The sequence below is a fragment of the Acidovorax sp. FHTAMBA genome (assembly GCF_038958875.1).
Classification (GTDB): Bacteria; Pseudomonadota; Gammaproteobacteria; order Burkholderiales; family Burkholderiaceae_C; genus Acidovorax.
The window spans coordinates 4,314,437-4,340,000 of sequence record NZ_CP152407.1 but is presented as its reverse complement, the minus strand read 5'-3'; the positions used below and the strand labels follow the sequence as shown (position 1 = coordinate 4,340,000).

22 protein-coding genes and 2 rRNA genes are annotated in these 25,564 nt (G+C 63.5%); 19 read left to right on the top strand and 5 right to left on the bottom strand.

Annotated features, from left to right (window positions below; translation table 11 throughout):
* The first annotated feature begins 156 nt into the window (after positions 1-156).
* Positions 157-3,035 (top strand): 23S ribosomal RNA (locus AAFF19_RS20225).
* A 144-nt stretch (positions 3,036-3,179) separates the two neighbouring features.
* Positions 3,180-3,292 (top strand): 5S ribosomal RNA (gene rrf, locus AAFF19_RS20220).
* 240 nt (positions 3,293-3,532) lie between these two features.
* Here the strand turns inward: rrf and AAFF19_RS20215 are convergent.
* The gene (locus tag AAFF19_RS20215; RefSeq protein WP_034692712.1) at positions 3,533-4,603 is read right to left on the bottom strand and encodes an MBL fold metallo-hydrolase; all 1,071 of its coding nucleotides are present in this window, start codon (positions 4,601-4,603) and stop codon (positions 3,533-3,535) included.
* Positions 4,604-4,727: 124 nt separating this feature from the next.
* On the opposite strand from AAFF19_RS20215, the gene AAFF19_RS20210 reads away from it, so the two are divergent.
* From AAFF19_RS20210 to AAFF19_RS20170, 9 genes are all read left to right on the top strand, one after another.
* Complete coding sequence (locus AAFF19_RS20210) at positions 4,728-5,123, top strand: MerR family DNA-binding transcriptional regulator (RefSeq protein ID WP_008903142.1); 396 nt, start codon at positions 4,728-4,730, stop codon at positions 5,121-5,123.
* 41 nt (positions 5,124-5,164) lie between these two features.
* Positions 5,165-5,626 (top strand): PaaI family thioesterase, encoded by a 462-nt coding sequence (locus AAFF19_RS20205; RefSeq protein WP_008903143.1) that lies wholly within the window; start codon positions 5,165-5,167, stop codon positions 5,624-5,626.
* 40 nt (positions 5,627-5,666) lie between these two features.
* Positions 5,667-6,857, top strand: coding sequence for an isovaleryl-CoA dehydrogenase (locus tag AAFF19_RS20200; protein WP_342720887.1), 1,191 nt, complete (start codon positions 5,667-5,669; stop codon positions 6,855-6,857).
* A gap of 41 nt (positions 6,858-6,898) precedes the next feature.
* On the top strand, positions 6,899-7,558 hold the full coding sequence (can, locus tag AAFF19_RS20195) for a carbonate dehydratase (protein WP_342720886.1): 660 nt from the start codon (positions 6,899-6,901) through the stop codon (positions 7,556-7,558).
* A gap of 43 nt (positions 7,559-7,601) precedes the next feature.
* Entirely contained in the window at positions 7,602-9,416 is a 1,815-nt protein-coding gene (gene aceK, locus AAFF19_RS20190; protein WP_342720885.1) for a bifunctional isocitrate dehydrogenase kinase/phosphatase, read from the top strand.
* 48 nt (positions 9,417-9,464) lie between these two features.
* On the top strand, positions 9,465-10,658 hold the full coding sequence (locus AAFF19_RS20185; RefSeq protein ID WP_342720884.1) for an acetyl-CoA C-acyltransferase: 1,194 nt from the start codon (positions 9,465-9,467) through the stop codon (positions 10,656-10,658).
* A gap of 107 nt (positions 10,659-10,765) precedes the next feature.
* A complete protein-coding gene (locus tag AAFF19_RS20180; RefSeq protein ID WP_182120729.1) occupies positions 10,766-11,434 on the top strand; it encodes an SDR family oxidoreductase in 669 nt (222 codons plus the stop codon).
* Positions 11,435-11,470: 36 nt separating this feature from the next.
* Complete coding sequence (locus AAFF19_RS20175; protein WP_342720883.1) at positions 11,471-12,601, top strand: acyl-CoA dehydrogenase family protein; 1,131 nt, start codon at positions 11,471-11,473, stop codon at positions 12,599-12,601.
* Between the two features lie 46 nt (positions 12,602-12,647).
* Positions 12,648-14,420, top strand: coding sequence for a hybrid sensor histidine kinase/response regulator (locus AAFF19_RS20170; RefSeq protein WP_182120731.1), 1,773 nt, complete (start codon positions 12,648-12,650; stop codon positions 14,418-14,420).
* 228 nt (positions 14,421-14,648) lie between these two features.
* Here AAFF19_RS20170 and AAFF19_RS20165 read toward each other — a convergent pair whose 3' ends face one another.
* A complete protein-coding gene (locus AAFF19_RS20165; RefSeq protein ID WP_008903151.1) occupies positions 14,649-15,290 on the bottom strand; it encodes a response regulator transcription factor in 642 nt (213 codons plus the stop codon).
* A 323-nt stretch (positions 15,291-15,613) separates the two neighbouring features.
* On the opposite strand from AAFF19_RS20165, the gene AAFF19_RS20160 reads away from it, so the two are divergent.
* Both AAFF19_RS20160 and AAFF19_RS20155 read left to right on the top strand, forming a co-directional pair.
* On the top strand, positions 15,614-16,666 hold the full coding sequence (locus tag AAFF19_RS20160) for a hypothetical protein (protein WP_182120732.1): 1,053 nt from the start codon (positions 15,614-15,616) through the stop codon (positions 16,664-16,666).
* A 217-nt stretch (positions 16,667-16,883) separates the two neighbouring features.
* On the top strand, positions 16,884-17,672 hold the full coding sequence (locus AAFF19_RS20155) for an alpha/beta hydrolase (protein WP_182120733.1): 789 nt from the start codon (positions 16,884-16,886) through the stop codon (positions 17,670-17,672).
* Between the two features lie 36 nt (positions 17,673-17,708).
* Here AAFF19_RS20155 and AAFF19_RS20150 read toward each other — a convergent pair whose 3' ends face one another.
* A complete protein-coding gene (locus AAFF19_RS20150) occupies positions 17,709-18,197 on the bottom strand; it encodes a YetF domain-containing protein (RefSeq protein ID WP_182120734.1) in 489 nt (162 codons plus the stop codon).
* A gap of 189 nt (positions 18,198-18,386) precedes the next feature.
* Here AAFF19_RS20150 and AAFF19_RS20145 point away from each other — a divergent pair, with 189 nt between their 5' ends.
* From AAFF19_RS20145 to AAFF19_RS20125, 5 genes are all read left to right on the top strand, one after another.
* Positions 18,387-19,085 carry a DUF4197 domain-containing protein gene (locus tag AAFF19_RS20145; RefSeq protein WP_182120735.1) on the top strand — a complete coding sequence of 233 codons (699 nt, stop codon included), beginning with the start codon at positions 18,387-18,389 and terminating at the stop codon, positions 19,083-19,085.
* A gap of 21 nt (positions 19,086-19,106) precedes the next feature.
* On the top strand, positions 19,107-19,550 hold the full coding sequence (locus AAFF19_RS20140) for a YchJ family metal-binding protein (protein ID WP_182120759.1): 444 nt from the start codon (positions 19,107-19,109) through the stop codon (positions 19,548-19,550).
* A 50-nt stretch (positions 19,551-19,600) separates the two neighbouring features.
* Entirely contained in the window at positions 19,601-20,257 is a 657-nt protein-coding gene (locus AAFF19_RS20135) for an HAD family phosphatase (protein WP_182120736.1), read from the top strand.
* A gap of 185 nt (positions 20,258-20,442) precedes the next feature.
* Entirely contained in the window at positions 20,443-20,961 is a 519-nt protein-coding gene (locus tag AAFF19_RS20130; RefSeq protein WP_182120737.1) for a hypothetical protein, read from the top strand.
* A 104-nt stretch (positions 20,962-21,065) separates the two neighbouring features.
* Positions 21,066-21,323 (top strand): hypothetical protein, encoded by a 258-nt coding sequence (locus AAFF19_RS20125; protein WP_182120738.1) that lies wholly within the window; start codon positions 21,066-21,068, stop codon positions 21,321-21,323.
* A gap of 104 nt (positions 21,324-21,427) precedes the next feature.
* On the opposite strand, the gene AAFF19_RS20120 is transcribed toward AAFF19_RS20125, so the two are convergent.
* Both AAFF19_RS20120 and AAFF19_RS20115 read right to left on the bottom strand, forming a co-directional pair.
* Entirely contained in the window at positions 21,428-22,096 is a 669-nt protein-coding gene (locus tag AAFF19_RS20120; protein ID WP_182120739.1) for a glutathione S-transferase family protein, read from the bottom strand.
* Between the two features lie 523 nt (positions 22,097-22,619).
* Positions 22,620-23,729: an AraC family transcriptional regulator gene (locus AAFF19_RS20115; RefSeq protein ID WP_342720882.1), complete on the bottom strand. Its 1,110-nt coding sequence runs from the start codon at positions 23,727-23,729 to the stop codon at positions 22,620-22,622.
* A 95-nt stretch (positions 23,730-23,824) separates the two neighbouring features.
* Here AAFF19_RS20115 and AAFF19_RS20110 point away from each other — a divergent pair, with 95 nt between their 5' ends.
* Positions 23,825-25,555 carry an AMP-binding protein gene (locus AAFF19_RS20110; RefSeq protein ID WP_342720881.1) on the top strand — a complete coding sequence of 577 codons (1,731 nt, stop codon included), beginning with the start codon at positions 23,825-23,827 and terminating at the stop codon, positions 25,553-25,555.
* Positions 25,556-25,564 lie beyond the last annotated feature (9 nt).

Sequence of the window (25,564 nt, the reverse complement as noted above, 5' to 3'; positions counted from 1 at the left end):
AAAGCGATTGCGAAGTAATTTGAACTCAGTAATGACGAATATTTCTTGATAGTGATATTGAGGAATTATTCACATTACGGCATAACGCGTCAGGTGAAAGACCTGACAAGTCCTTGAGATGATGGCGATATCTTGAAAGAGATGTCAAAGTTATAGGGTCAAGTGACTAAGAGCATGTGGTGGATGCCTTGGCGATTACAGGCGACGAAAGACGTGATAGCCTGCGATAAGCTTCGGGGAGCTGGCAAATAAGCTTTGATCCGGAGATTTCTGAATGGGGAAACCCACCTCGCAAGAGGTATCGCATGATGAATACATAGTCATGCGAGGCGAACCGGGTGAACTGAAACATCTCAGTAGCTCGAGGAAAAGACATCAACCGAGATTCCGAAAGTAGTGGCGAGCGAAATCGGAAGAGCCTTCTAGTGATAGCACGACTGTTAGCAAAACGGAATGGAAAGTCCGGCCATAGCAGGTGATAGCCCTGTATGCGAAAACAGACGTGTGGTACTAAGCTGGAGAAAAGTAGGGCGGGACACGAGAAATCCTGTCTGAATATGGGGGGACCATCCTCCAAGGCTAAATACTCGTAATCGACCGATAGTGAACCAGTACCGTGAGGGAAAGGCGAAAAGAACCCCGGGAGGGGAGTGAAATAGATCCTGAAACCGCATGCTTACAAAAAGTAGGAGCCCGCAAGGGTGACTGCGTACCTTTTGTATAATGGGTCAGCGACTTACATTCAGTGGCAAGGTTAACCGAATAGGGAAGCCGTAGAGAAATCGAGTCCGAATAGGGCGAATCAGTCGCTGGGTGTAGACCCGAAACCAAGTGATCTATCCATGGCCAGGATGAAGGTGCCGTAACAGGTACTGGAGGTCCGAACCCACTAGTGTTGCAAAACTAGGGGATGAGCTGTGGATAGGGGTGAAAGGCTAAACAAACTTGGAAATAGCTGGTTCTCTCCGAAAACTATTTAGGTAGTGCCTCAAGTATTACCTGCGGGGGTAGAGCACTGTTTAGGCTAGGGGGTCATGGCGACTTACCAAACCTATGCAAACTCCGAATACCGCAGAGTACAGCTTGGGAGACAGAGCACCGGGTGCTAACGTCCGGACTCAAGAGGGAAACAACCCAGACCGCCAGCTAAGGTCCCTAAAATTGGCTAAGTGGGAAACGAAGTGGGAAGGCTAAAACAGTCAGGATGTTGGCTTAGAAGCAGCCATCATTTAAAGAAAGCGTAATAGCTCACTGATCGAGTCGTCCTGCGCGGAAGATGTAACGGGGCTAAGCCAGTTACCGAAGCTGCGGATTTGCAATTTATTGCAAGTGGTAGGAGAGCGTTCTGTAGGCCTGTGAAGGTGTCTGGTAACGGATGCTGGAGGTATCAGAAGTGCGAATGCTGACATGAGTAGCGTTAAAGGGGGTGAAAAGCCCCCTCGCCGTAAGCGCAAGGTTTTCTACGCAACGTTCATCGGCGTAGAGTGAGTCGGCCCCTAAGGCGAGGCAGAGATGCGTAGCTGATGGGAAACAGGTCAATATTCCTGTACCGATCAATAGTGCGATGTGGGGACGGAGAAGGTTAGCTCAGCCAACTGTTGGATATGTTGGTTCAAGCCTGTAGTCGTGCCTGGTAGGCAAATCCGCCGGGCTTAGATGAGGGGTGATAACGAGTCTGCTTGCAGACGAAGTGAGTGATACCCTGCTTCCAGGAAAAGCCACTAAGCTTCAGCTATTGACGACCGTACCGCAAACCGACACTGGTGCGCGAGATGAGTATTCTAAGGCGCTTGAGAGAACTCAGGAGAAGGAACTCGGCAAATTGATACCGTAACTTCGGGAGAAGGTATGCCCCAAGTAGGTGAACTCGTACAGAGGAAGCCCAAAGGGGTTGCAAAAAATCGGTGGCTGCGACTGTTTAATAAAAACACAGCACTCTGCAAACACGAAAGTGGACGTATAGGGTGTGACGCCTGCCCGGTGCTGGAAGATTAAATGATGGGGTGCAAGCTCTTGATTGAAGTCCCAGTAAACGGCGGCCGTAACTATAACGGTCCTAAGGTAGCGAAATTCCTTGTCGGGTAAGTTCCGACCTGCACGAATGGCGTAACGATGGCCACACTGTCTCCTCCTGAGACTCAGCGAAGTTGAAATGTTTGTGATGATGCAATCTCCCCGCGGAAAGACGGAAAGACCCCATGAACCTTTACTGTAGCTTTGTATTGGACTTTGAACAGATCTGTGTAGGATAGGTGGGAGGCTTTGAAGTGAGGACGCTAGTTCTCATGGAGCCAACGTTGAAATACCACCCTGGTGTGTTTGAGGTTCTAACCTAGGTCCATTATCTGGATCGGGGACAGTGCATGGTAGGCAGTTTGACTGGGGCGGTCTCCTCCCAAAGCGTAACGGAGGAGTTCGAAGGTACGCTAGTTACGGTCGGACATCGTGACGATAGTGCAATGGCATAAGCGTGCTTAACTGCGAGACTGACAAGTCGAGCAGATGCGAAAGCAGGACATAGTGATCCGGTGGTTCTGTATGGAAGGGCCATCGCTCAACGGATAAAAGGTACTCTGGGGATAACAGGCTGATACCGCCCAAGAGTTCATATCGACGGCGGTGTTTGGCACCTCGATGTCGGCTCATCTCATCCTGGGGCTGTAGCCGGTCCCAAGGGTATGGCTGTTCGCCATTTAAAGAGGTACGTGAGCTGGGTTTAAAACGTCGTGAGACAGTTTGGTCCCTATCTTCCGTGGGCGCTGCAGATTTGAGGAAGCCTGCTCCTAGTACGAGAGGACCGGAGTGGACACACCTCTGGTGTATCGGTTGTCACGCCAGTGGCATTGCCGAGTAGCTAAGTGTGGAAGAGATAACCGCTGAAAGCATCTAAGCGGGAAACTCGTTTCAAGATGAGATCTGCCGGGGCCTTGAGCCCCCTAAAGAGTCGTTCAAGACCAGGACGTTGATAGGCTGGGTGTGGAAGCGCAGTAATGCGTTAAGCTAACCAGTACTAATTGCTCGTGCGGCTTGACCCTATAACTTTGATAGCCAACACGCTCTCAGCGTGAAGCTCAAAGTCTGTTATGCCAAGTTAGACGCAGTCAAAATACAAAAAATCTGATTACAGACTCTATGAATTCGCCGATCTGCCTCAAACAGCAGATCAGCAACCCTTTATGCCTGATGACCATAGCAAGTTGGTACCACTCCTTCCCATCCCGAACAGGACAGTGAAACGACTTTGCGCCGATGATAGTGCGGGTTCCCGTGTGAAAGTAGGTCATCGTCAGGCTCTTACAGCCCAAAAAACCCCAGTCAACATCGACTGGGGTTTTTTGCTTTGCAGGGCAACAATAAATTCCGTTCCGTTCTTCTCGCCACAACGCTAGTGCCCAGGGGTACAAAGCCTCGGCGTCCAGAGCAACAGAAAACATGCAGTGGTCAAATGGGTCGGCCTGACGAGAACCGGGAGAGCATCCGCAAGCAAGTCAGGCCAAATGGCCTTCGCGTGATGCACCCGGTGAGTGCGATATCAATATGCCTTGAATTGCAGAACGCCATCTGCACCCGATACCCGTTCCAACTCACCCGTAAACCACAAATAGTGCAAATGGGCCAAAGCTTCGCCCATCGCAAACGTCATCTGGTGTGTGTCTAAAGTGCGCTGAAACAGGATCGGCAGGATATCGGCTGCGCTGAGTGAACGCAACTGGGCTGCCTGCAGGATGTCAGCCAGTCGATCTTGATGGTGGCGTTCAAGTTGGGCGATGCGCGCGGCAAGCCCCGTGAAGGGCTTTCCGTGAGACGGGAGAACCAGGGTCTCAGTCGGCAATTCAAGATATCGTTGCAACGACGTCAGGAATAGACGCAGTGGATTGCCCTCGGGTTCGCTCGCGTGGACGCTGACATTGGTGGAAATCCGCGGGAGCACCATGTCTCCACTGAGAAGAACTCCCAATTCCTCGCTATAGAGCGCCATGTGCTCGGGCGCGTGCCCATATCCGCTGATGCAGCGCCAGGCACGGCCGCCAATGTCGAGCATGTCGCCATCCATGATTCTGCGATAGCACGGCGGGAGAGCTGGGACCAGTGTAGGAAAGTAGGACGCCCGGCCGCGCACATGGGACAGAAAGGCGGCATCCGTTGCACCGTGCAAAGCGTAGAAGCCTGCTCCCGCCTCCCCTCCGAAACCATGGGGGTCATAGACGGCTGTGCGTGCCACGTTATAGTCGGTGGCACTGATCCATAAGCGCACATTCCAGAGAGAACACAACCAGTGCGCCAGACCGATGTGGTCAGGATGCATGTGGGTCACGATGACCCGCAAGATCGGCAGTCCCCCCAGGCTCGTAGCGAAGATCTTTTCCCACTGCGCGCGGGTGGCTGCGCTGTCGATGCAGCAGTCCACCACCGACCAGCCGTCCACCGCTACGCCGTTTGCGTCGGGCTGACGGTCGCGCAAGAGCCACAGGTTGATGTGATCCAGGGCAAAGGGCAGCCCCATACGTATCCACCGGACACCCGGGGCGACATCAACCGTTCCACCTTCCGCCGGCAGCGTATCGCCCAATGGGTAGTGGATCTCGTGTTCAAGTGGATTCATGTGGACGATCCGATGGGTTAGCATTGACGTTAACGTTAACGTCATAGACGCAGCACATTGTAGAGAGGCAAGCGCCAGTCACTGTCGCCGGTGCGCACCCCACTCTCCGCTTGCACCCCACACCATGGCCAACACCTACACCATCAGCGATCTTGCCAAAGAGTTTGATCTCACGACGCGCGCCATTCGTTTCTACGAGGACATGGGTTTGCTGCAGCCCGAGCGAACGGGGCCCGCCGGGAGAAACCGTGTCTACAGCGCGAGGGACCGCACCCGCCTGCGGCTGACGCTTCGAGCCAAGCGGCTGGGCCTGTCGCTCACCGAAGCCAGGGAGATCATTGATCTCTACGACAGCCCGCGCGACACCGGCGTGCAATTGCGCAAGTTCCTTGATGTTCTGGTGGTGCACCGCAGGCAACTGGAAGACCAGCTTGCAGACCTCAAGGCCAATCTGGCCGAGGTACAAGAGCATGAGGAGGAGGCCCGCGCTCTCCTGGCCAAGGTCGAAAGCCGAAAATGATTCATAATTGACGTTTACGTAAACGTAAATAAGGAAACGCCGTGAGCCTGCCGCTTTTCGAACCTCGCTGTGCGAACTTCGCGGAGCGCGTGCGTGACAGTTTTGCACACCAAGGGGCGATGAAGACCCTGGGTGCCGTGCTGGGTGTGGTGGCACCAGGGGCGGTAGACATTGAGCTGCCCTGGAGCGCCGGGCTTACGCAGCAGCACGGTTTCCTGCATGCGGGCATGGTCGCCACTGCGCTGGATTCGGCCTGTGGCTATGCCGGTTTTACGCTGATGGGCGAAGACGCGGCCGTCCTCACCATCGAATTCAAGATCAACCTGCTGGCGCCGGCCAAGGGCCAGCATTTCCGGATGGAGGGGCGGGTGCTCAAGCCCGGCCGCACCATCACAGTGTGTGAGGGCCGAGCCTTCGCCATCGACAACCACCAAGAAAAACTGGTCGCTACCATGGGGTGCACACTCATGGCAGTCACCGGGCGCGACACCATCAAGGGCTGAGACAGCCTGTCATTTTTCCCGTACCGAGGAGACATTCACCATGAGCATTCCTTCCAACCTGCCAGGCCTCAATTTCCAGCTGGGCGAAGACATAGACGCCCTGCGCGATGCCGTTCGCGACTTCGCACAAGCTGAAATTGCGCCGCGCGCCGCAGAAATCGACAGAACTGACCAGTTCCCCATGGACCTGTGGCGCAAGATGGGCGATCTGGGTGTGCTCGGCATCACGGTGCCCGAGCAATACGGCGGTGCCGCCATGGGCTACCTGGCCCACATGGTGGCCATGGAAGAAATCTCGCGTGCCAGCGCCTCGGTGGGCCTCTCGTACGGCGCGCACAGCAACCTGTGCGTGAACCAGATCAACCGCAATGGCAATGAGGCGCAGAAGGCCAAGTACCTGCCCAAGCTCATCAGCGGCGAACACGTGGGCGCGCTGGCCATGAGCGAACCGGGTGCTGGCTCCGACGTGATCAGCATGAAGCTCAAGGCCGAGGACAAAGGCGGTTACTACCTGCTCAACGGCAGCAAGATGTGGATCACCAATGGCCCGGATGCGGACACCCTGGTGGTGTATGCGAAAACTGAACCCGAACTGGGCGCGCGTGGCGTGACGGCCTTCCTCATCGAGAAGGGCATGAAAGGCTTTTCCATCGCGCAAAAGCTTGACAAGCTGGGCATGCGCGGCAGCCACACGGGCGAGCTGGTGTTCCAGGACGTGGAGGTGCCCGCAGAGAACGTGCTGGGCGGCGTGAACAGTGGTGCCAAGGTGCTGATGAGTGGCCTCGACTACGAGCGCGCGGTGCTCACCGGCGGCCCGCTGGGCATCATGCAGTCGGTGATGGACAACGTGATCCCCTACATTCACGACCGCAAGCAGTTCGGCCAGAGCATTGGTGAATTCCAGCTCATTCAGGGCAAGGTGGCCGACATGTACACCGTTCTGCAGGCAGGCCGCTCGTTTGCCTACACCGTGGCCAAGAACCTCGACATGCTCGGCACCGACCATGTGCGCCAGGTGCGCAAGGACTGCGCCAGCGTGATCCTGTGGTGCGCCGAAAAGGCCACCTGGATGGCCGGCGAAGGCGTGCAGATCTACGGTGGCAACGGCTACATCAACGAATACCCGCTGGGCCGCCTCTGGCGCGATGCCAAGCTGTACGAGATTGGCGCAGGCACCAGCGAAATCCGCCGGATGTTGATCGGACGAGAACTGTTTGCAGAAACCTGCTGACCGTTCAATGCCCCCACATCCGCTGACACACTGAGGACAACATGCCCGCATCCGTCGAAGATCTCTTTGTTCACAACCGTGCCTGGGCCGCGCAGATGGAGCGCGAGCGGCCGGGATTTTTCACCGGGCTGCTGGCCCAGCAAAAACCGAAATACATGTGGATTGGCTGCTCGGACAGCCGCGTGCCTGCCAACCAGATCACCGGGCTGGAACCTGGAGAAGTGTTCGTGCACCGCAATGTGGCCAACGTGGTGGTTCCGACAGACCTGAACTGCCTGTCCACCATCCAGTATGCGGTGGACCAGCTTCGTGTGGAGCACCTGATGGTGGTGGGGCACTATGGCTGCGGCGGCGTGCTGGCTGGGCTGGAGGGCATTCGCGTCGGTCTGGCCGACAATTGGATCCGCCACGTGTCGGACGTTCGGGACCGCCACCGCGACCTGATTGCCTCTATCGAACCGCAGTGGCGTCACGACGTGCTGTGCGAGCTCAACGCCATCGAGCAGGTGGTGAACGTGGCCCAGAGCACCGTCATGCTCGATGCCTGGGGCCGAGGCCAAAAAGTCACGCTACACGGCTGGTGCTATGGCCTCAAGGACGGCCTGATCAACAATCTGCACATGTCTGTGGACAGCACCGAAGGCCTGGAGGCGCACTACAAGGCCGCCATCGCCGGCGTGGCCGCCGTCAAGCGCATGTAGCCTGCCGGTACACCACCCCGCGCTGCGCCAGTCGCGAAGCCCCATGTTCCCGCAACGCCTGGATGCCCCCCATGCCTATGGCATCGCCAAGGCCATGATGGATGGTTTCAACCGGCACTACCGGTTGTTCCGCACCGAATCCGCGCGGGCCAAGCACCGCTTTGAAACCGCCGACTGGCATGGCCAGCAGCGGGCACAGCGCGAGCGCATCGAGTTCTACGACCTGCGTGTCAAGGAGTGCGTGCGCAGGTTGGAAAAAGAATTCGGTGCAGGGGAACAGCCCATGGACGTGTGGCACCAGGTCAAGCTGCATTACATCGGCCTCTTGGTCAACCACCACCAGCCCGAGCTGGCCGAGACCTTTTTCAATTCGGTCACCACCAAGATCCTGCACCGCACGCACTTTCACAACGACTTCATCTTTGTGCGGCCTGCGGTCAGCACCGAATACATCGAGAACGAAGAGCCCGCCGCGCGCCCCACCTACCGCGCCTACTACCCCACGCGCGACACGCTGGGCGACACCTTCCGGACCATCATCGAGAACTTCCAGCTCCAGCGCGAATTCGCTGACCTCTCGCGTGACACCGCCTGTGTGGTGGCCGCCATGCGCAGCCGGCTCGACAAGGTCAAGCTGCGCACCAATTTCCAGGTGCAGGTGCTCACCAGCCTGTTTTTTCGCAACAAGGGCGCTTACGTGGTGGGCAAGATCATCAACGGCTTCAACGAGGTGCCGTTTGCCCTGCCCATCCTGCACAACGACGAAGGCAGGCTCTATATCGATGCAGCGCTGTTTGGCGAGGATGACATGCAGATGCTGTTCAGCTTTGCACGCGCGTACTTCATGGTGGACATGGAAATCCCCAGCGCCTACGTGCAGTTCCTTCGCAGCCTCATGCCGCGCAAGCCGCGCGCCGAGATCTACAACGCCCTGGGTCTGGCCAAGCAGGGAAAGACGCTGTTCTACCGCGATTTTTTGTATCACCTGAAGCATTCCAGCGACAAGTTCCGCATTGCGCCGGGCATCAAGGGCATGGTGATGCTGGTGTTCGACCTGCCAAGCTTTCCCTTCGTGTTCAAGCTCATCAAGGACTACTTCCCGCACCAGAAGGAAACCACGCGCGAGCAAGTGAAGGCCAAGTATCTGCTGGTCAAGCAGCACGACCGCGTGGGCCGCATGGCCGACACACTGGAATACAGCGAAGTCGCCTTCCCGCGCGACCGCTTTGACGATGCCCTCATTGCCGAGATCGAGAAGTTCGCCCCCAGCCAGCTGGAGATCAGCGACCGCGACGGCGACGGTCAGACGGAGGTCATCATCAAGCACCTGTACATCGAGCGGCGCATGATCCCGCTCAACATCTACCTGCAGGAAGCCTTCGACACCGGGCTGGCAGACCCGCGCGCGCGCCAGCAGATGGAGCACAGCGTCATCGAATACGGCAACGCCATCAAGGACCTCGTGGCCGCCAACATCTTCCCCGGCGACATGCTCTGGAAGAACTTTGGCGTCACGCGCAACGGCAAGGTTGTGTTCTACGACTACGACGAGATCGAGTACCTCACCGACTGCAACTTCCGCCGCGTGCCCGCGCCCCGCAATGAAGAGGAAGAAATGAGCGGCGAGGTCTGGTACGCCGTGGGCCCGCGCGATGTCTTTCCTGAAACCTTTGGCCCCTTCCTGCTCGGCAACGACGCCGTGCGTGAGGTGTTCATGCAGCACCACGCCGACTTGCTCGATGCCGCCTTCTGGCAGTCGCACCAGGAGCGCATTCGTGCGGGGCACATGTTTGACGTGTTCCCTTACGACGCAGACCGGCGCTTTGCGCACGCAGCACCCGCCAGTCAGGCGCTTTGATTCCACCCCGCTTTTTTCATCTGACCCTTTTCTCAGGAGACCAACACCATGTCCGCATCCCAGCAAGACCCCATCGTCATCGTCGGCGCCGCACGCACCCCCATGGGTTCGCTGCAGGGCGATTTCTCCAGCCTGGCTGCACACGACTTGGGCGGCGCAGCCATCAAGGCCGCCGTCGAGCGCGCCGGTGTGTCGCCCGACGCCGTGGGCGAAGTGCTGTTCGGCAACTGCCTGATGGCAGGGCAGGGCCAGGCACCCGCACGCCAGGCAGCGTTCAAGGGCGGCCTGCCCAAGGGCGCGGGTGCCGTCACGCTCAGCAAGATGTGCGGCTCGGGCATGAAGGCCGCGATGATGGCGCACGACATGCTGCTGGCCGGCACGCACGACGTAATGGTGGCGGGCGGCATGGAGAGCATGACCAACGCCCCCTACCTGCTGCAAAAGGGCCGCGGCGGCTACCGTCTGGGTCACGACCGCATCTTTGACCACATGATGCTCGACGGCCTCGAAGACGCCTACGAAGCCGGCCGCAGCATGGGCACCTTTGGCGAAGATTGCGCCGCCAAGTACCAGTTCACCCGCGAGCAGCAGGACGCGTTTGCCACCGCCAGCGTGCAGCGCGCCAAGGCGGCCACCGAGTCTGGCGCCTTTGCGGCCGAGATCGTGCCCGTGACGGTGAAGGACCGCAGCGGCGAGCGCGTGGTGTCGGTAGACGAAGGCCCCGGCAAGGTCAAGCTCGAAAAAATCGCCACACTCAAGCCCGCCTTCAAGAAGGACGGCACCATCACTGCCGCCTCCAGCTCCAGCATCAACGACGGCGCTGCCGCGTTGGTGATGATGCGCGAGTCCACCGCCAAGAAGCTGGGCGCCAAGCCCCTGGCCCGCATCGTGAGCCACGCCACCCACGCGCAAGAACCCGAATGGTTCGCCACTGCGCCGCTGGGTGCCACGCAGAAGGCGCTGGCCAAGGCCGGCTGGCAAGTGGGCGACGTACAGCTGTGGGAGATCAACGAAGCCTTCGCCGTGGTGCCCATGGCGCTGATGAAGGAGCTGGACTTGCCCCACGACAAGGTCAACGTGAACGGCGGCGCCTGTGCGCTGGGACACCCCATTGGCGCCAGCGGTGCACGCATCATGGTCACGCTGATGTACGCGCTCAAGGCCCGCGGCCTGACCAGGGGCCTGGCCACGTTGTGCATTGGCGGCGGCGAGGCCACGGCCGTGGCGCTCGAACTGGTGTGATCGCCCCACCCGGCATTGCCGGGTGGTTGTGCAGATGCTTGAATGCTTCTGCTTTTATAGCTGTTCGCGCTTATCTGATAAGCGCTAGAGGCTGATTTGGCTTGAAAATGAACTCCATACTTGTCATCGGCGCGTCCCGCGGCATTGGCCTGGAGCTGGTGCGCCAGTACACCGAAGCCGGCCGCCGCGTGATCGCCACCGTGCGCGACGAAGCAGGCCGCGAGCGCGTGCTGGCCCTGGGCGCCGAGGCGCTTACCGTCGATGTGGCCAACCCCGCCAGCATCAGTGGCCTGGCCTGGCAGCTCGATGGCGAGAAAATCGACATCGCCTGGTACGTGGCCGGGGTGATCCGCCGGCCCAACGCGCTCACGCCGCCCACGCAGCAGGACTTTGACGCCGTCATGCACACCAATGTGCTCGGCGCGATGCAGACCATCCCGCAGGTGGCGCCGCTGGTGGCGGATGCGGGCGGGGTGTTCGCGTTCATCTCGTCCTCCATGTCGCAGATCGGCAGCGTGCCGAACAGCGGCTCCTGGCTGTACCGCACCAGCAAGGCTGCGCTCAACATGGCCGTGGCCGCCGCGCAGCACGACTACCCCGGCGCCACGCTGGTCACCATCGACCCCGGCTGGGTGCAGACCGACATGGGCGGCGACAGCGCCCCGCTCACGGTGGAAGACAGTGTGCGCGGCCTGCGCAGCACGGTGGCGGGCCTGACCCCCGCCGACAAGGGCCGCCTGCTGCACCACGACGGCCGTCGGGCTGCGCACTGGTAATTCCTTTCAACGAACAACGACTTCCGGAGACACCCCATGCTGCTGACACAAGACCAAGAAATGATCCGCGACGCCGTGCGCGACTTTGCCCAGACCGAGCTGTGGCCCAACGCCGCGCGCTGGGACAAGGAACACCATTTCCCCAAGGAGGCCCATCAGGGTCTGGCCGCCTTGGGCGCCTACGGCATCTGCGTGCCCGAAGAGTTTGGCGGCGCCAATCTCGACTACCTCACGCTCGCGCTGGTGCTCGAAGAGATTGCTGCCGGCGATGGCGGCACCAGCACGGCGATTTCCGTGACCAACTGCCCCGTCAACGCCATCCTCATGCGCTACGGCAATACGCAGCAAAAGCGCGACTGGCTCACCCCGCTGGCGCGCGGCGAAATGCTGGGCGCCTTCTGCCTGACCGAGCCGCATGTGGGCAGTGATGCCTCCGCCCTGCGAACCACGGCCGTGAAGCAGGGCGACGAATACGTGATCAACGGCGTCAAGCAGTTCATCACCAGCGGCCAAAACGGCCAGGTGGCCATCGTGATCGCCGTCACCGACAAGGGCGCCGGCAAGAAGGGCATGAGCGCCTTCCTCGTGCCCACGTCCGCGCCGGGGTATGTGGTCGCACGGCTCGAAGACAAGCTCGGCCAGCACAGCAGCGACACCGCGCAGATCAACTTCGACAACTGCCGCATCCCGGCCGAGAATCTGATCGGCGCCGAGGGCGAGGGCTACAAGATCGCCCTGGGTGCGCTCGAAGGTGGACGCATCGGCATCGCCGCGCAAAGCGTGGGCATGGCGCGCAGCGCGTTTGATGCGGCGCTGGCGTATTCGAAGGAGCGCGAGAGTTTTGGCACCGCCATCTTCAACCACCAGGCCGTGGGCTTTCGCCTGGCCGACTGCGCCACGCAGATCGAAGCCGCGCGCCAGCTCATCTGGCACGCCGCCGCGCTGCGCGATGCCGGCAAGCCCTGCCTGAAGGAGGCCGCCATGGCGAAACTGTTTGCCAGCGAGATGGCCGAGCAGGTGTGCAGCGCCGCCATCCAGACGCTGGGCGGCTACGGAGTGGTCAACGACTTCCCGGTCGAACGCATCTACCGCGATGTGCGTGTGTGCCAGATTTACGAAGGCACGAGCGACGTGCAGAAGATCATCATCCAGCGCGCGCTGGCGTAGCCGTTCAACCTTCAGGGGCAGGCCTGCCCATGCGAATATCGCCCGCATGAGCACCCCTACCGAGCCTGTCCCCTCCTGGTCTGCGCTGCCTCCGGACGCCCGGCTGCAGCTGCTGGACACCGCCTTCCTGCGCGTTCGCAACGGCTGTCTCATCATGCCGGTGCTCGGTTTGCCCGGCTCGGCATGGCTTGGGGCCCTGGGGCTGTGGCCACAGAGCATTACGCTGTGGTGGGTGGCCGCCCTGTCCCTCGCAGGCGTAGCCTGGTACGTTTGGCGGCTGTGGCAGCGTGACAGACCGCGGCTGGCCCACACGGGCGATGCTGCGCTGCTGGCGATTTGGCTGCGGCGCGTGCCGGCTCTGGCGGCGGTGTACGGTGCTTTGCTGATGAGCGTGGCGGCCTGCGCAGGGCCTGGCGCTCCCTTCGAAATGCGCATGGCATTCCTCAGCGGAGCCATGATGGTGCTTGCCGCCAATGCCACTCACCAGTCGGCGGTGCTGGCGGTTTACCAGGGTTTCTTTTTGTCCGGGTTCGCCGTCACGCTGCTGTCGGTGCCGTACGTTTTTCCGGAGCACTGGTTGTATCTGCTGCCCATGTACCTGCTCTTTGCAGTTTTCTTTCGCAATGCGCGGATTAGCCACCAGTTCTTCGTGCGCAATGTCGAGCTGAGCGAACGCTTCCGCGCCGCCAAGAGCGAGGCCGAACAGGCACTTTCCGTCAAGAACCAGTTCCTCGCCACCGCCAGCCACGACCTGCGCCAGCCCGTGCATGCTGTGGGGCTGCTGGCCGAATCCGTAGCGCTGCGCAACCGCGACGCGGCGCTGGCTGGCACGCTGCAGGACCTGCGCCAGGGCGTGCAGTCGCTGCAGTGGATGTGCAACGCGCTGCTGGATCTGTCGCGCATCGAAGCCGGCGCTGTGCAGGCGCGCCTGCAACCCGTTGCGCTGGCGCCGCTGCTGCACGAGGTGACCACACTGCTGGGCGAATCGGCACGCGCGCGGGGGCTGGCGCTGCGCCTGCGCCTGCCGCCTGCCGGCACGCGGGTGCAGGCCGACCCCATGCTGCTGCGCCAATGCGTGGTCAACCTGGTGCACAACGCGCTGCGCTACACGCAGCACGGCGGCGTGCTGCTGGCAGTGCGCCGCCGCGCCGGGCACTGGCAGGTGGAGGTGTGGGACACCGGCCCCGGCGTGGCCGATGAGGAGCGCGAGCGCATCTTCTCGCCCTTCGCCCAAAGCCACACCGCCCCGCGCGCGGCGGACGATGCGGACGACGTTGGCTATGGCCTGGGCCTGGCCGTGGTGGCGCGCTGTGCCGAGCTGATGGAGGCGCCCCTGGGCCTGGCGTCGCGCCTGGGGCGGGGCTCGCGCTTCTGGCTGCGGCTGCGCAGTGCCGCAGCAGGCGAAGCCCCCCGTGCCGCCGCCCCCGCTTCGGCGCCGCAGGGCAGCCTGCACGGCCGCTGCCTGGTGGTGGAGGACGACCCCCAAGCGGCCGCAGGCTGGCAGCAGCTGCTGCAGGACTGGGGCGTGCAGGTGCGCTGCGCTGCCGATGGCGCAGAGGCACTGGACCTGCTGGCACAGGGCTTTGCACCCCAGGCCATCCTGTGCGACCAGCGGCTGCGCTCGGGCGAAAGCGGGTTCGCCTTGCTCCAGCGGCTGGAGGCGCTGTGCCCAGACGCAGCACTGGCCATGGTGAGCGGCGAATGGGATTCGCCCGCGCTGCGCCAGGCCGAGGAGGAAGGCTATCTGGTGCTGCGCAAACCGGTGGCGCCGGAGCAACTGCATGCCCTGTTGCGGCAGTGGTTGTGCGAAGGTGCATGATGCTATTTAAAATATAGCGCTTTACGCTTGCTGGTAAAGCGATTTGGCGACTTTTGTGGCTACTTTTTCTTGCGCCACTGTGCCAGCGCGGCGTGCAGGTCGCTAGTGTTCACCGGCTTGCGCGAAGGCTGCGTTCGCCAGTGCGGCCAGGTAGGTGCGCCGTGTCGCGACAACGGCTGAGTTGGTAAAGCGCGCAGCTGCGGCGCACCACCGTGCGGGCAAGGCGTATCACGACAGTTCCAGCCGCCGCCCGCGCAGCAGGGTGATGGCCTCGACCCGCGTGCGCACGCGCAGCCGCTCCAGAATGCCCGTGACGTGCTCCTTCACAGTGCTCTCGGCGATGTTGAGCTGCAAGGCGATGCGCTTGTTGGGCAGCCCTTGCAGCACCAGCGCGAGGATCTCGCCCTGCCGGGCGGACAACCCCAGCTCGGCCGGGGTCACCGGCAGGTCGCGGTTGCGCGGCGGCTGGTTGCCCAGCGGGCCCGGCGCAAACCAGGTTTGCCCGCTCAGCAGGGCTTCCACCGCCACGCCAAACGTTTCCGGCGCCGCCTGCTTGTGGATGAAGCCGTGCGCGCCGGCCTGCCTGGCCTGTTGCATCACGGCCGGGTCATCGTCGCCGCTGATCACGGCGATGGGCGTGCCGGGACACAGGCTGCGCACCTGCGCTACGAGGCTCACCGCAGCGCCTTCCGCCAGCCAGAAGTCGATCAGCGCTATCGCCGGCGTGCCCCGCTCGTCCACCCAGCGCAGAAGGTCGTCCGCGCCACCTGCCACCACCACCTCCAGCTGCGGCAGGCGCGCGCGCAGGAACTCGGCCACGCCACGGGCCACCAGGGGGTGGTCGTCGAGGATGAGGGCATAGGCAGACATGGGCGGCAGGCGTGCGGACAAGCAGGAAAAAAGCGGGAGGACGGGAGGACGGGAGAGCGGGAGGAGTCGGGCATGAAGGCGGCACCGACCTCGGAATGCGCCGTGGCGGGCGGCCAGGGTAGGGCGTCCTCGCCATGCGCGGATTCTGCCAAGTGTGCGCAGTGGTGCCGCACGCGCAAACCCTACCTCGGTAGGGTTCCGCGCTGCAGCAAGCGCTGCACAGAATCCGCCGTCTTTTCCGCATCGGTCCATGGGGCCAGCCGGGACAACCCGCTGTGCCTCTTTTGACCATCCCTCGCATGTCTTCAAGGAGTTTTCTGCCCATGACCCCCACCCTCTCCACACGCCCACGCCACGCCGCCCTGCGCGCAGCGCCTGCCGCGATGGCCCTTGCCATGCTGGCCGCCTGCGGCGGTGGTGATGACGATGGCACAGCGCCCCCTGTGGTGGGCGCCTACACCGTAGGCGGCGCCCTCAGCGGCCTGGCCGCCGGCCGTACCGTGACGCTGCAAAACAACGCCGAAAACGATCTGCAGCTCAGCGCCAACGGCAGTTTTGAGTTCTCCACCCGGCTGGACCACGGCGTGCGCTACGCCGTCACCATCAAGAACCAGCCAGCGGGCCAGCGCTGCGCCGTGTCGCAGGGCACGGGTACCGCCACGGCCAATGTGCGCGATGTGCAGGTGCGCTGCGAAAACCTGGCCGCCGCCACCTTCACCGTGGGGGGCTCGGTCACGGGCCTGTCCGGCACCGGCCTGGTGCTGCAGAACAACGGGCGCGACGACCTGGCCGTGGGGGCCAACGGCGGCTTCACCTTTGCCACGGCGCAGGCCGGCGGCACGGCCTATGCCGTCACTGTGCGCACCCAGCCCGCCGGCCAGAGCTGCACGGTGGCCAACGGCACGGGCACAGTCGCTTCGGGCCACGTGACCACGGTGGAAGTGCGCTGCGCCACCGCTGCAGCCGGTCTGCCCGAAGGCGAGTGGAAGCAGGAGCTTTGTGTACAGGCCCGTCCGGGCACATGGGGGCGCAACGTGTGGCGCATTACCCGCCAAAGCGAAACGCGCGCCACGGCCGCTATGACCTTTGCCGCCTACGCCAACGCACAGTGCACCGGCACTGCCACAGTGGGCGGCCCGACCACGGATCTGGGCAGCTTTGTGTTTGACCGCACCGGCAGCACGGCCACGCTGAATGCCTTCTGGGGCGCCTGGAACCAGCCCAACGGCCGCACCGACCGCGTGGTGTGGGCGCGCAAGGGTCCACGCCTGTGCCTGATGTCGGACCAGAACCCCACGGTGTTCCCCACCGCTGCGGGCGTGGAGAGCTACGTGGATTTGATCATCCCCAACAAGACGTGCTACGTGAAGGACTAGCCGACAAAGGGAAGCCCCCGGCTCTGCCGCGGGGCAGGCAGTGCCCGCTCACGTGCGCGGGAGGCTGTGGGCCCCGCCTGCTGGCGGGTGGCGCGCCTGCCGACACCTGCCAGCTGACGCCTGGGTGACTCGTGCGCAGCCTTTCGCGGGTTGGGCCGGTTGCAGTGCGGGCGGGCTTGTTCAAGGATGGAGGCCTGTTTTTTATCAGGAGCTCCGCATGCCTTTCGCGCACGTCAATGGCCAGAAGCTGTATTACGAAGACACGGGCGGTGAGGGCCCGGCCATCGTGTTTTCGCACGGGTTGCTGATGGATGGCAGCATGTTCGCGCCGCAGGTCGAGGCCCTTCGAGGCACCTGGCGCTGCATCACCTGGGACGAGCGGGGCCATGGGCAGACGGCCGACCCCGCGCGCTGCGACCCCTTCACCTACTACGATTCGGCCAACGATCTGGCCGCGCTGCTGGGGCACCTGGGCGTGCGCCAGGCCGTGCTGGCGGGCATGTCGCAGGGCGGCTACCTGTCGCTGCGCTGCGCGCTCACCCACCCCGACCTGGTGCGGGCGCTGGTGCTCATCAACACGCAGGCCCTGCCGGAGCAGCCGGAAAAGATGGCGGGCCATGAGGTGCTGATGAAAAACTGGCTGGAGAACGGCCTGTCCGACGAAATGGCCGGGGTGGTGGCCCACATCATCCTGGGCGACGGCTGGGCGGGCGCCCCGCAGTGGCAGGCAAAGTGGCGCGGGTTCACCGTGCCCAACCTGATGCAATGCTTTACCACCCTGGCCAGCCGCGACGACATCAGCGACCGCCTGGGCGCCATCACCGTGCCAGCGCTGGTGGTGCATGGCGAGCTGGACAATGCCATTGATCTGCCACGCGCCCAGGCCATGGCCGACAGCCTGCCGCACGCGAGCGTGGTGGTCGTGCCCGGCGCCGGGCATGCCAGCAACCTCACGCACCCCGAGCCCGTGAATGCGGCATTGGCGGCGTTTCTCACCCGCCTGTAAAACGCCAAGCGCCCGTGATGGCCGGTCGCGCCGTGGTCACGTTGCGTTCACCGACCGGTGCGCGGGCCGCAGCACCACAGTGATCTGCCCGTTGGTCTCGATAGTGGCGCGTTCCACCTCGTGTGCGTGCAGGCAGCCGCCCGCGCGCAGCGCGGCCTCCACGTCGTCCTGGGTTAGCAGCTCCTTGCGCATCAGCACCTTGTTCAGCTCACCCTGGTGGATCAGCACCTGGGCCTTGCCGTCCACCCAGCGCCCGATGCGCGGGAAGTGAAACGCCAGCCGCGCCAGCACCACATGCAGAAGGAGCAGCGTGCTGGCCGATATCAGCCCGCCCGTCAGCGAGTTGTCGCCGGCGTTCATCGAGTTCTGCACCGCGTTGGACAGGATCAGCAGCAGGATCAGATCAAACGGCTCGTACTGCCCCGTCTGCCGCTTGCCCGACAGGCGCATGAACACCAGCAGAAACAGATACACCACCACGCCGCGCAGCACAAACTCCCACCACGGCACGCTCATTTGCCACATTGCAAGGCTCCTTGTCGGATGCTCGGATGTGGGCAGTCTAGGCCCTCCGCGCGCACCCGGCTTGCGCTGCGTACCGCCATGCCTTGCCTGGCAGGCCGGTCACGGCCCGCACAGGCGCATTCGCCTGCGGTTTCCAGGCTGAGCGAAAATCTCGGGCACCCACAGCCGCCCCACCGAAAGAAGCACGCCATGCAACGCCGCCAATTCCACCAAGCCAGCCTCGCGGGGGCGCTGCTGTGCGCCACCGCGCAACACGCCTGGGCTCTGTCGCTGGGCGACCTCACCAACGCCGATGCGTCCAGCGGCCTCAAGGCCGCGCTCACCCAGGGCGCGCAGGCGGCGGTGTCGCTGCTGGGGCGCAACGACGGTTTTCTGGGCAACCCCAAGGTGCGCATCGGTCTGCCCGGCTACCTGGGCGATGCGGCCAAGGTGATGAAGTCGCTGGGCCAGGGCCGGCGCATCGATGAGCTGGTGGTGTCCATCAACCGCGCCGCCGAAGCAGCCGTGCCCATGGGCAAAGACCTGCTGGTGGGTGCGGTGCAGAAAATGACGGTGACCGACGCCAAGAACATCCTCACCGGTGGCGACAACTCGGTAACCACCTTCTTTGCCGACAAGACCCGCGAGCCCCTGGGTCAGCGCTTTTTGCCGGTGGTGAACCAGGCCACCGAGAAGGTCGGCCTCACGCAGAAGTACAACGCCTTTGCAGGCAAGGCCGCGAGTTTCGGGCTGCTGAAGGCCGAAGACGCCAACCTGGCGCAGTACGTGACCGGCAAGACGCTGGACGGCCTGTACTTCATGATTGGCGAGGAAGAGCGCCGCATCCGCCAGGACCCGGCCGCCGCAGGCAGCGCCATCGCGCGCAAGGTGTTTGGCGCCTTGCGTTGAAAGGGGCCGCTGCACATGCCCATGCCCCTGCCCGCTGATCCGTGCCCCTGCGGGCGCCTGGCGCCTGGGGGCCCGGGTGGCAGCAAGGGCAAAGGCGCCGCCCCCTTGGCGTATGCCCACTGCTGCGGCCGCTACCTGCCGGCACCCGGGGCCGATGCTGCCCCTGCACCGGATGCCGAAAGCCTCATGCGCTCGCGCTACACCGCCTTCGTCTCTGAGCGGGCCGACTACCTGCAGGCCACCTGGCACCCCGGCACGCGGCCCGCGGCCCTCGACTTCGAGCCCGGCGCCCGCTGGCTGGGGCTGCAAGTGCGCAGCCACCGCGCCACGGGTGAAGACCGGGCTGAGGTGGAGTTTGTCGCGCGCTACCGGGTGGGCGGGCGTGCGGTGCGCCTGCATGAGACCAGCCGCTTCGTGCGCGAGGATGGCCGCTGGCTGTACGTGGATGGCGACATCAGCCCCTGAATTTTTAATGAAAATGACCTCTAGCGCTTATTCAGTAAGCGCTAACAGCTATGAAATTTGAAGCAATCTTGTTTGATTGTGATGGCGTGCTGGTGGACAGCGAGCCCATCACCAACGGCGTGTTGCGCGACATGCTGGAGGAAGCCGGCTGGGCACTGACGCCGGAGGAGTGCATGCGCATCTTCATCGGCAAGATGGTGCGCAGCGAGGCCGCGCGCATCGAACACCACACCGGCCGCCCGCTCACCGATGCGTGGATGGCCGACTTCTACGCGCGCCGCAATGCCGCGCTACAGGCGCAGCTCACCACCATCGAACATATCCATGGCGCGGTCGAACGGGTGCATGCGCACCACGGCGGTCGCATTGCCTGCGCTTCGGGCGCAGACCGGTTCAAGGTCGAGCTGCAGCTGGCCAAGGTGGGCCTTGCGCCTTACTTTGCCGGGCGCGTTTTCAGCGGCCACGAAATGCCCGCCACCAAGCCTGCGCCCGATGTCTATCTGGCTGCCGCAGCCGCCCTGCAGGCCGCGCCCGCGCGCTGCGCAGTGGTGGAAGACACCGTCACCGGCGTCACCGCAGGCGTCGCGGCGGGCGCTACGGTGTACGCCTATGCCCCGCACGACAGCAGCGACGGCGCCCTGCGGGCTGCAGGTGCATCGCACGTCTTTCGCAGCATGGCCGAATTGCCTGCGTTGCTGGGTTGTTAGGCATGCGCTCGCGGTTGAACTCAGCGTTTCGGTAGTCGGGGCTGCTGTAGGCCAGCACCTGCATGCGTATGGGAAGTTTCAGCGACCGGCCGGGCTGGCACGCCTTTACGGTAAAGGCTTTCCAACCCACACCGGGCAGCGCGCCATCTCCAAGGGCCGGCCCGGACATCCTGAAAGGAACGACCATGAGCGATCGCAACGATGCAATGACCCACAACCCCCACCTGGAGCCCGAAACCAAGGCAGGCACCGGTGCCGTGCTGGGCGGTGCCGTGGGTGGCGTGGCAGGTGGCGCCACGGCCGGCGCACTGGCGGGCGGCGTAACGGGCCCTGTGGGCGCAGCCGTGGGTGCCGTGGTGGGTGTCGTGGCAGGTGCAGTGATGGGCCGCAGCGTCAAGGTGGACCCGGTAGCCGAAGACACCTACTGGCGCGAGAACTACACGTCGCGCCCCTACATCGCCCCCGACGCCACCTATGACGACTACCAGCCCGCCTACCGTTACGGCCTCGACGCGTACTCGCGCTACCCCAACCGCTCGTTCGACGATGTCGAGTCCGATCTGAGCCGCGACTGGGGCAACGCCCGCGGGCGTTCGTCGCTGGAATGGGAGCGCGCCAAGCACGCCTCGCGGGACGCCTGGCAACGCGTGAGCAATACCGTAGAGCGCGCCATTCCAGGCGACTCCGACCGTGACGGCCGTTAAGCGTTAGCCCACACGGCTTTCCTCCCACCAAGGGTGCTGCGTGCACCCTTTATTCATGCAGGCGGGCGCCGCCTTCTGGCGGCACCCTCGACAGGAGCACACCCATGCAAGAACAACCACATTCCTCCGATCCCCATCCCCTGAGCAACCTGGCATACGACTGGGTCACCCTGATCCAGAACAAGGCCCAGGCGCTGGTGGCCTATGACCAGTACATCAAGGACGCCGAAGCTGCGGGTGCCGCCGAGTGCGCGGCATTCTTCCGCAAGGTGCACGACGCCGACAAGGCCCATCTGGCCGAAGCCAAACAGCATCTGGTGGCCGTGCTGCAGGGCACGATGGGCGGCGGCACCACATCCTGATGGCCTGGTTTTGCGTGGGGTGCGGGCCGCTGGCCTTCACAGACCCGCCCGCAGCCGGGCCCCGCGAGATCCTCTTTGGCGCCGGGTCACTCGGCTGATCAGTCTCAGGGCCGCGTATCGGGCGCCGGGGTGGCAGGCACATCCTGCTCCTCGGCCGCCCGCAGTTGTGCCGCCATCGCCCGCTGGTAGCCGGGCCGCTGCTGCAGACGCTGCCAGTAGGCCTGCGTGGCCGGACCGAACTGCGCATCCAGCCCCAGGTGCTGCGCCAGCAGCAGCGCATACCCCACCGCCACGTCCGCCGCCGTAAACCGGCCTGCGCACAGGTATTCGCTGTGCGCCACGGCCGCCTCTACCGCCCGCAGCCGCGCCAGAAACCAGCGCGTGTAGTCCTCCAACACCTGCGGCTGCTGGCGCTCTGCGGGCTCAAAACGCCCATAGCGCAGCACCAGCGTCTGTGGAAAGGTCAGCGTCGCATCGCTCATGTGCAGCCAGTTCAGATAAGCGGCATACGCCGGGTGCGTGGGCGCCACATCCAGCCCCGCGTCGGGGTGCGTGGCGGCCAGGTACTGGCACATGGCTGCCGATTCGGTCATGCGGACATCGCCCTGCACCAGCAGGGGCACCGTGCCCAGCGGGTTCTCTTCCAGAAACCACCGGGCCTTGGCGCGCGGTGGGAAGGGGAGCATGTGGAGGGTGTAGGGGAGCTGCAGTTCCTCGAACATCCACAGGGGGCGGAAGGAGCGGGCGCTGATGCAGTGGTGGAGGTGGAGCATGGGGCGGTTGGCGTCGCTGGCTGGAATTGGATTTGCGCAGCTTAGCGTGCGTCGGTCTCACTGGAAGCAGATGCTTGCTTCATGGGGGTGCGCTCGACGCACGCGCATGCAACAGACGTCTCATCGTGTCTTGCGCCAGACGAATATCCAAGCTAGTCCAAAAATTCCCGCTGTTGAGGCAAGACCAGTCAAGCCCAGCACGGTTCGTTGTGCACCTGCGGGTATTGACCCGACGATAGTTGCACCTAGTTCGCATGCAAACTTGCGGGTGTTTGTCGGACACGCGACCTCTGCCGGGCCTGGGTTTATGAGAAGCGGTATTGACCCCGCAACCAGTGCTGCTGCCATTGCGAAGAGTAGTAGTACCCCAAGGACCCTGAAGAACGGCCGTATCTGAGGCTCTCTTGTGTCGAATCTGGGTGGAACCATAAGCGCCGATGAATTGATCGATAGTTGTACCTGTGCTTGTGTCTACCCACTGTATAGCGCAGAGCGTGACTGTATAGCGAGCTGGCTTCGGGCCCTACACCCTCACCCCCCTCCGAAACTCCGCCGGCGACTGCCCCGTCCACCCGCGAAACGCCCGGATAAAACTCTTCTCGTTCTCAAACCCCGCCGCCTCGGCCACCTGCTTGATGGGCCGTTGCGTGCGGTGCAGCAGCTCCACCGCGCGGGTGCGGCGCACCTCGTCTTTCAAGCCCTGCAGCGTGGCGCCTTCTTCCTTCAGTTGCCGGTGCAGCGTGCGCGGCGACACATGCAGCAGGGCGGCCAGGGATTCGGCGCTGTGCTGGGGCAGGGCGTGGGTCGGTTGCCCAGGCAGGGGCGCGCCCAGCAACTGGCGCACGCGCTGCACCAGCAGGCGGTCGCGGCGGTAGTGCAGCACCGTCAGGGGCAGGGCGTGCTGCAGCATCTGGCGCAGGGCCTGTTCGTCGCGGCGCAGGGGCAGGTGCAGGTAGCGGGCGTCAAAGTGCAGAGCCGTGCGCGGTGCGTGGAAGGTGACGGGGCCGCGGAACAGCACGGCGTACGCATCGGCATGCGGCGGCGCTTCAAAAGCGAACTCGGCAGCAATGAGGGGGATGCGCGAGTCCACCAGCCAGCACGCTAGGCCGTGGGCATTGCGCAGCACGGATACCAGGCAGAACTCGCGCAGCGCGCCCAGGTCGCGTGCCTCGGTGATGGCCAGGGTGGCGGCGTCACCCTGGGTGGTGAGGTGCAGCGCAATGTCGTCCGTCAGCAGGCCGTGGTGGCGGCACCAGCGGGCCAGGGCGACCTGCAGCGTGGGCGCGCTGATGCTGGCGCGCGCCAGCATGCCGTAGCTGCCCCAGGGCAGACGGCGGCTGAACCAGCCCAAGGCTTCGTCGTCCAGCTCTTGCATGGCGGCGTCGGAGATCTGCTCCATCTGCCAGGCGGTGATGCGGGCGCTGTCGTCGGGCAGCAGCTGCGGCGCAATCTGTGCCCGGGCCAGGGCGTGTTGGGGGCTCATGCCGCGCTGTTCGTACGCCAGAACAATCGCACGCACAAAGGCGATGGGCGTTGCGGCAGGGGCAGATGGAGTGGTTGGGAGACGATGGTCGGTAGGGTCGGTGGTCTTCACGCCGCAGAGTGTGCCAGCCGTGGCACGATTTGCAACCATTGTGTCCACCCGTCAGGGGTTCAGGCTTCTATGCTTACGGATCGCCCGCCCGCGTTGTCTTGTGGCGTGGGCCGGATGACACAGGAGACAACCCCGTGACGAGTACCGCCGCAACGAACTCCGCACCGCTGGTGGACAGCTACGCCCGTGGCGCCACCGGTGTTCCCCTGATCGAGCAGACCATCGGCGCCTTCTTTGCCGACATGGTGGCCCGCCAGCCCGAGCGCGAGGCGCTGGTAAGCCGCCACCAGGGGCTGCGCTACACCTACCGCAGCCTGCAGACCGAGGCGCACCGCCTGGCCAGCGCGCTGCTGGGGATGGGCCTGGTGCCCGGCGACCGCGTGGGCATCTGGTCGCACAACAACGCCGAATGGGTGCTGATGCAGCTGGCCACCGCGCAGGTGGGCCTGGTGCTGGTCAACATCAACCCGGCCTACCGCACGTCTGAAGTGGAATACGCGCTGAACAAGGTAGGCTGCAAGCTGCTGGTGACCATGGCGCGTTTCAAGACCAGCGACTACCTGGGCATGCTGCGCGAGCTGGCGCCCGAATGGGCGCACGGCACGCCGGGCGAGCTGGAGGCGCAGCAGCTGCCGCACCTGCACACCGTGGTCTGGATCGACGAGCCTGGCGTGGGTGGCGAAGAGCCGGGCCTGCTGCGCTTTTCCGACCTGATGGCGCGCGGCGATGTGGCCGACCCACGCCTGGCCCAGGTGGCGGCAACGCTCCGGGCCACCGACCCCATCAATATCCAGTTCACCAGCGGCACCACGGGCTTCCCCAAGGGCGCCACGCTCACGCACCGCAACATCCTGAACAACGGCTTCTTCATTGGCGAGTGCATGAAGCTCACGCCCGACGACCGCCTGTGCATCCCCGTGCCGCTGTACCACTGCTTTGGCATGGTGCTCGGCAACCTGGCGTGCCTCACGCATGGCTCTGCCATCGTGTACCCCAACGACGGGTTTGACCCGCTCACGGTGCTGCAGACGGTGCAGGACGAGCGCTGCACCGGCCTGCACGGCGTGCCCACCATGTTCATCGCCGAGCTGGGCCACCCGCGCTTTGCCGAGTTCGACCTGAGCACCCTGCGCACCGGCATCATGGCCGGCTCGCCTTGCCCCACCGAGGTCATGAAGCGCGTGGTGGAGCAGATGAACCTGCGCGACATCACCATTGCCTACGGCATGACCGAGACCAGCCCTGTGAGCTGCCAGAGCAGCACCGACACGCCGCTTATCAAGCGCGTATCCACGGTCGGCCAGGTGCAACCGCATCTGGAGATCAAGATCGTGGACCCGGACACAGGCTCAACAGTGCCCATAGGCCAGCGCGGCGAGTTCTGCACCAAGGGCTATTCGGTGATGCACGGCTACTGGGAAGACGCCGCCAAAACGCAAGAAGCCATCGACGCCGACGGCTGGATGCACACCGGCGACCTGGCCACCATGGATGCCGAGGGCTACGTCAACATCGTGGGCCGCATCAAGGACATGGTGATCCGTGGCGGTGAAAACATCTACCCGCGCGAGATTGAAGAATTCTTGTACCGCCACCCGCAGGTGCAGGATGTGCAGGTGGTGGGTGTGCCCGACCAGAAGTACGGCGAGGAACTCTGCGCCTGGATCATCGCCAAGCCCGGCACCCAGCCCACCGAAGACGACATCCGCGTCTTCTGCAAGGGCCAGATTGCCCACTACAAGGTGCCGCGCTACATCCGCTTTGTCGCCAGCTTTCCGATGACGGTGACGGGCAAGATCCAGAAGTTCAAGATCCGTGACGAGATGAAGGACCTTCTCGGCCTGGAAGAACAAAAGACAGCTTGAAGAGCAACA

Coding starts and splice junctions, on each gene's coding strand:
- AAFF19_RS20215 (WP_034692712.1), bottom strand. CDS start 4,603: ATGAATCCACTTGAACACGAGATCCACTACCCATTGGGCGATACGCTG.
- AAFF19_RS20210 (WP_008903142.1), top strand. CDS start 4,728: ATGGCCAACACCTACACCATCAGCGATCTTGCCAAAGAGTTTGATCTC.
- AAFF19_RS20200 (WP_342720887.1), top strand. CDS start 5,667: ATGAGCATTCCTTCCAACCTGCCAGGCCTCAATTTCCAGCTGGGCGAA.
- can (WP_342720886.1), top strand. CDS start 6,899: ATGCCCGCATCCGTCGAAGATCTCTTTGTTCACAACCGTGCCTGGGCC.
- aceK (WP_342720885.1), top strand. CDS start 7,602: ATGTTCCCGCAACGCCTGGATGCCCCCCATGCCTATGGCATCGCCAAG.
- AAFF19_RS20185 (WP_342720884.1), top strand. CDS start 9,465: ATGTCCGCATCCCAGCAAGACCCCATCGTCATCGTCGGCGCCGCACGC.
- AAFF19_RS20180 (WP_182120729.1), top strand. CDS start 10,766: ATGAACTCCATACTTGTCATCGGCGCGTCCCGCGGCATTGGCCTGGAG.
- AAFF19_RS20175 (WP_342720883.1), top strand. CDS start 11,471: ATGCTGCTGACACAAGACCAAGAAATGATCCGCGACGCCGTGCGCGAC.
- AAFF19_RS20170 (WP_182120731.1), top strand. CDS start 12,648: ATGAGCACCCCTACCGAGCCTGTCCCCTCCTGGTCTGCGCTGCCTCCG.
- AAFF19_RS20165 (WP_008903151.1), bottom strand. CDS start 15,290: ATGTCTGCCTATGCCCTCATCCTCGACGACCACCCCCTGGTGGCCCGT.
- AAFF19_RS20160 (WP_182120732.1), top strand. CDS start 15,614: ATGACCCCCACCCTCTCCACACGCCCACGCCACGCCGCCCTGCGCGCA.
- AAFF19_RS20155 (WP_182120733.1), top strand. CDS start 16,884: ATGCCTTTCGCGCACGTCAATGGCCAGAAGCTGTATTACGAAGACACG.
- AAFF19_RS20150 (WP_182120734.1), bottom strand. CDS start 18,197: ATGTGGCAAATGAGCGTGCCGTGGTGGGAGTTTGTGCTGCGCGGCGTG.
- AAFF19_RS20145 (WP_182120735.1), top strand. CDS start 18,387: ATGCAACGCCGCCAATTCCACCAAGCCAGCCTCGCGGGGGCGCTGCTG.
- AAFF19_RS20140 (WP_182120759.1), top strand. CDS start 19,107: ATGCCCCTGCCCGCTGATCCGTGCCCCTGCGGGCGCCTGGCGCCTGGG.
- AAFF19_RS20135 (WP_182120736.1), top strand. CDS start 19,601: ATGAAATTTGAAGCAATCTTGTTTGATTGTGATGGCGTGCTGGTGGAC.
- AAFF19_RS20130 (WP_182120737.1), top strand. CDS start 20,443: ATGAGCGATCGCAACGATGCAATGACCCACAACCCCCACCTGGAGCCC.
- AAFF19_RS20125 (WP_182120738.1), top strand. CDS start 21,066: ATGCAAGAACAACCACATTCCTCCGATCCCCATCCCCTGAGCAACCTG.
- AAFF19_RS20120 (WP_182120739.1), bottom strand. CDS start 22,096: ATGCTCCACCTCCACCACTGCATCAGCGCCCGCTCCTTCCGCCCCCTG.
- AAFF19_RS20115 (WP_342720882.1), bottom strand. CDS start 23,729: ATGGTTGCAAATCGTGCCACGGCTGGCACACTCTGCGGCGTGAAGACC.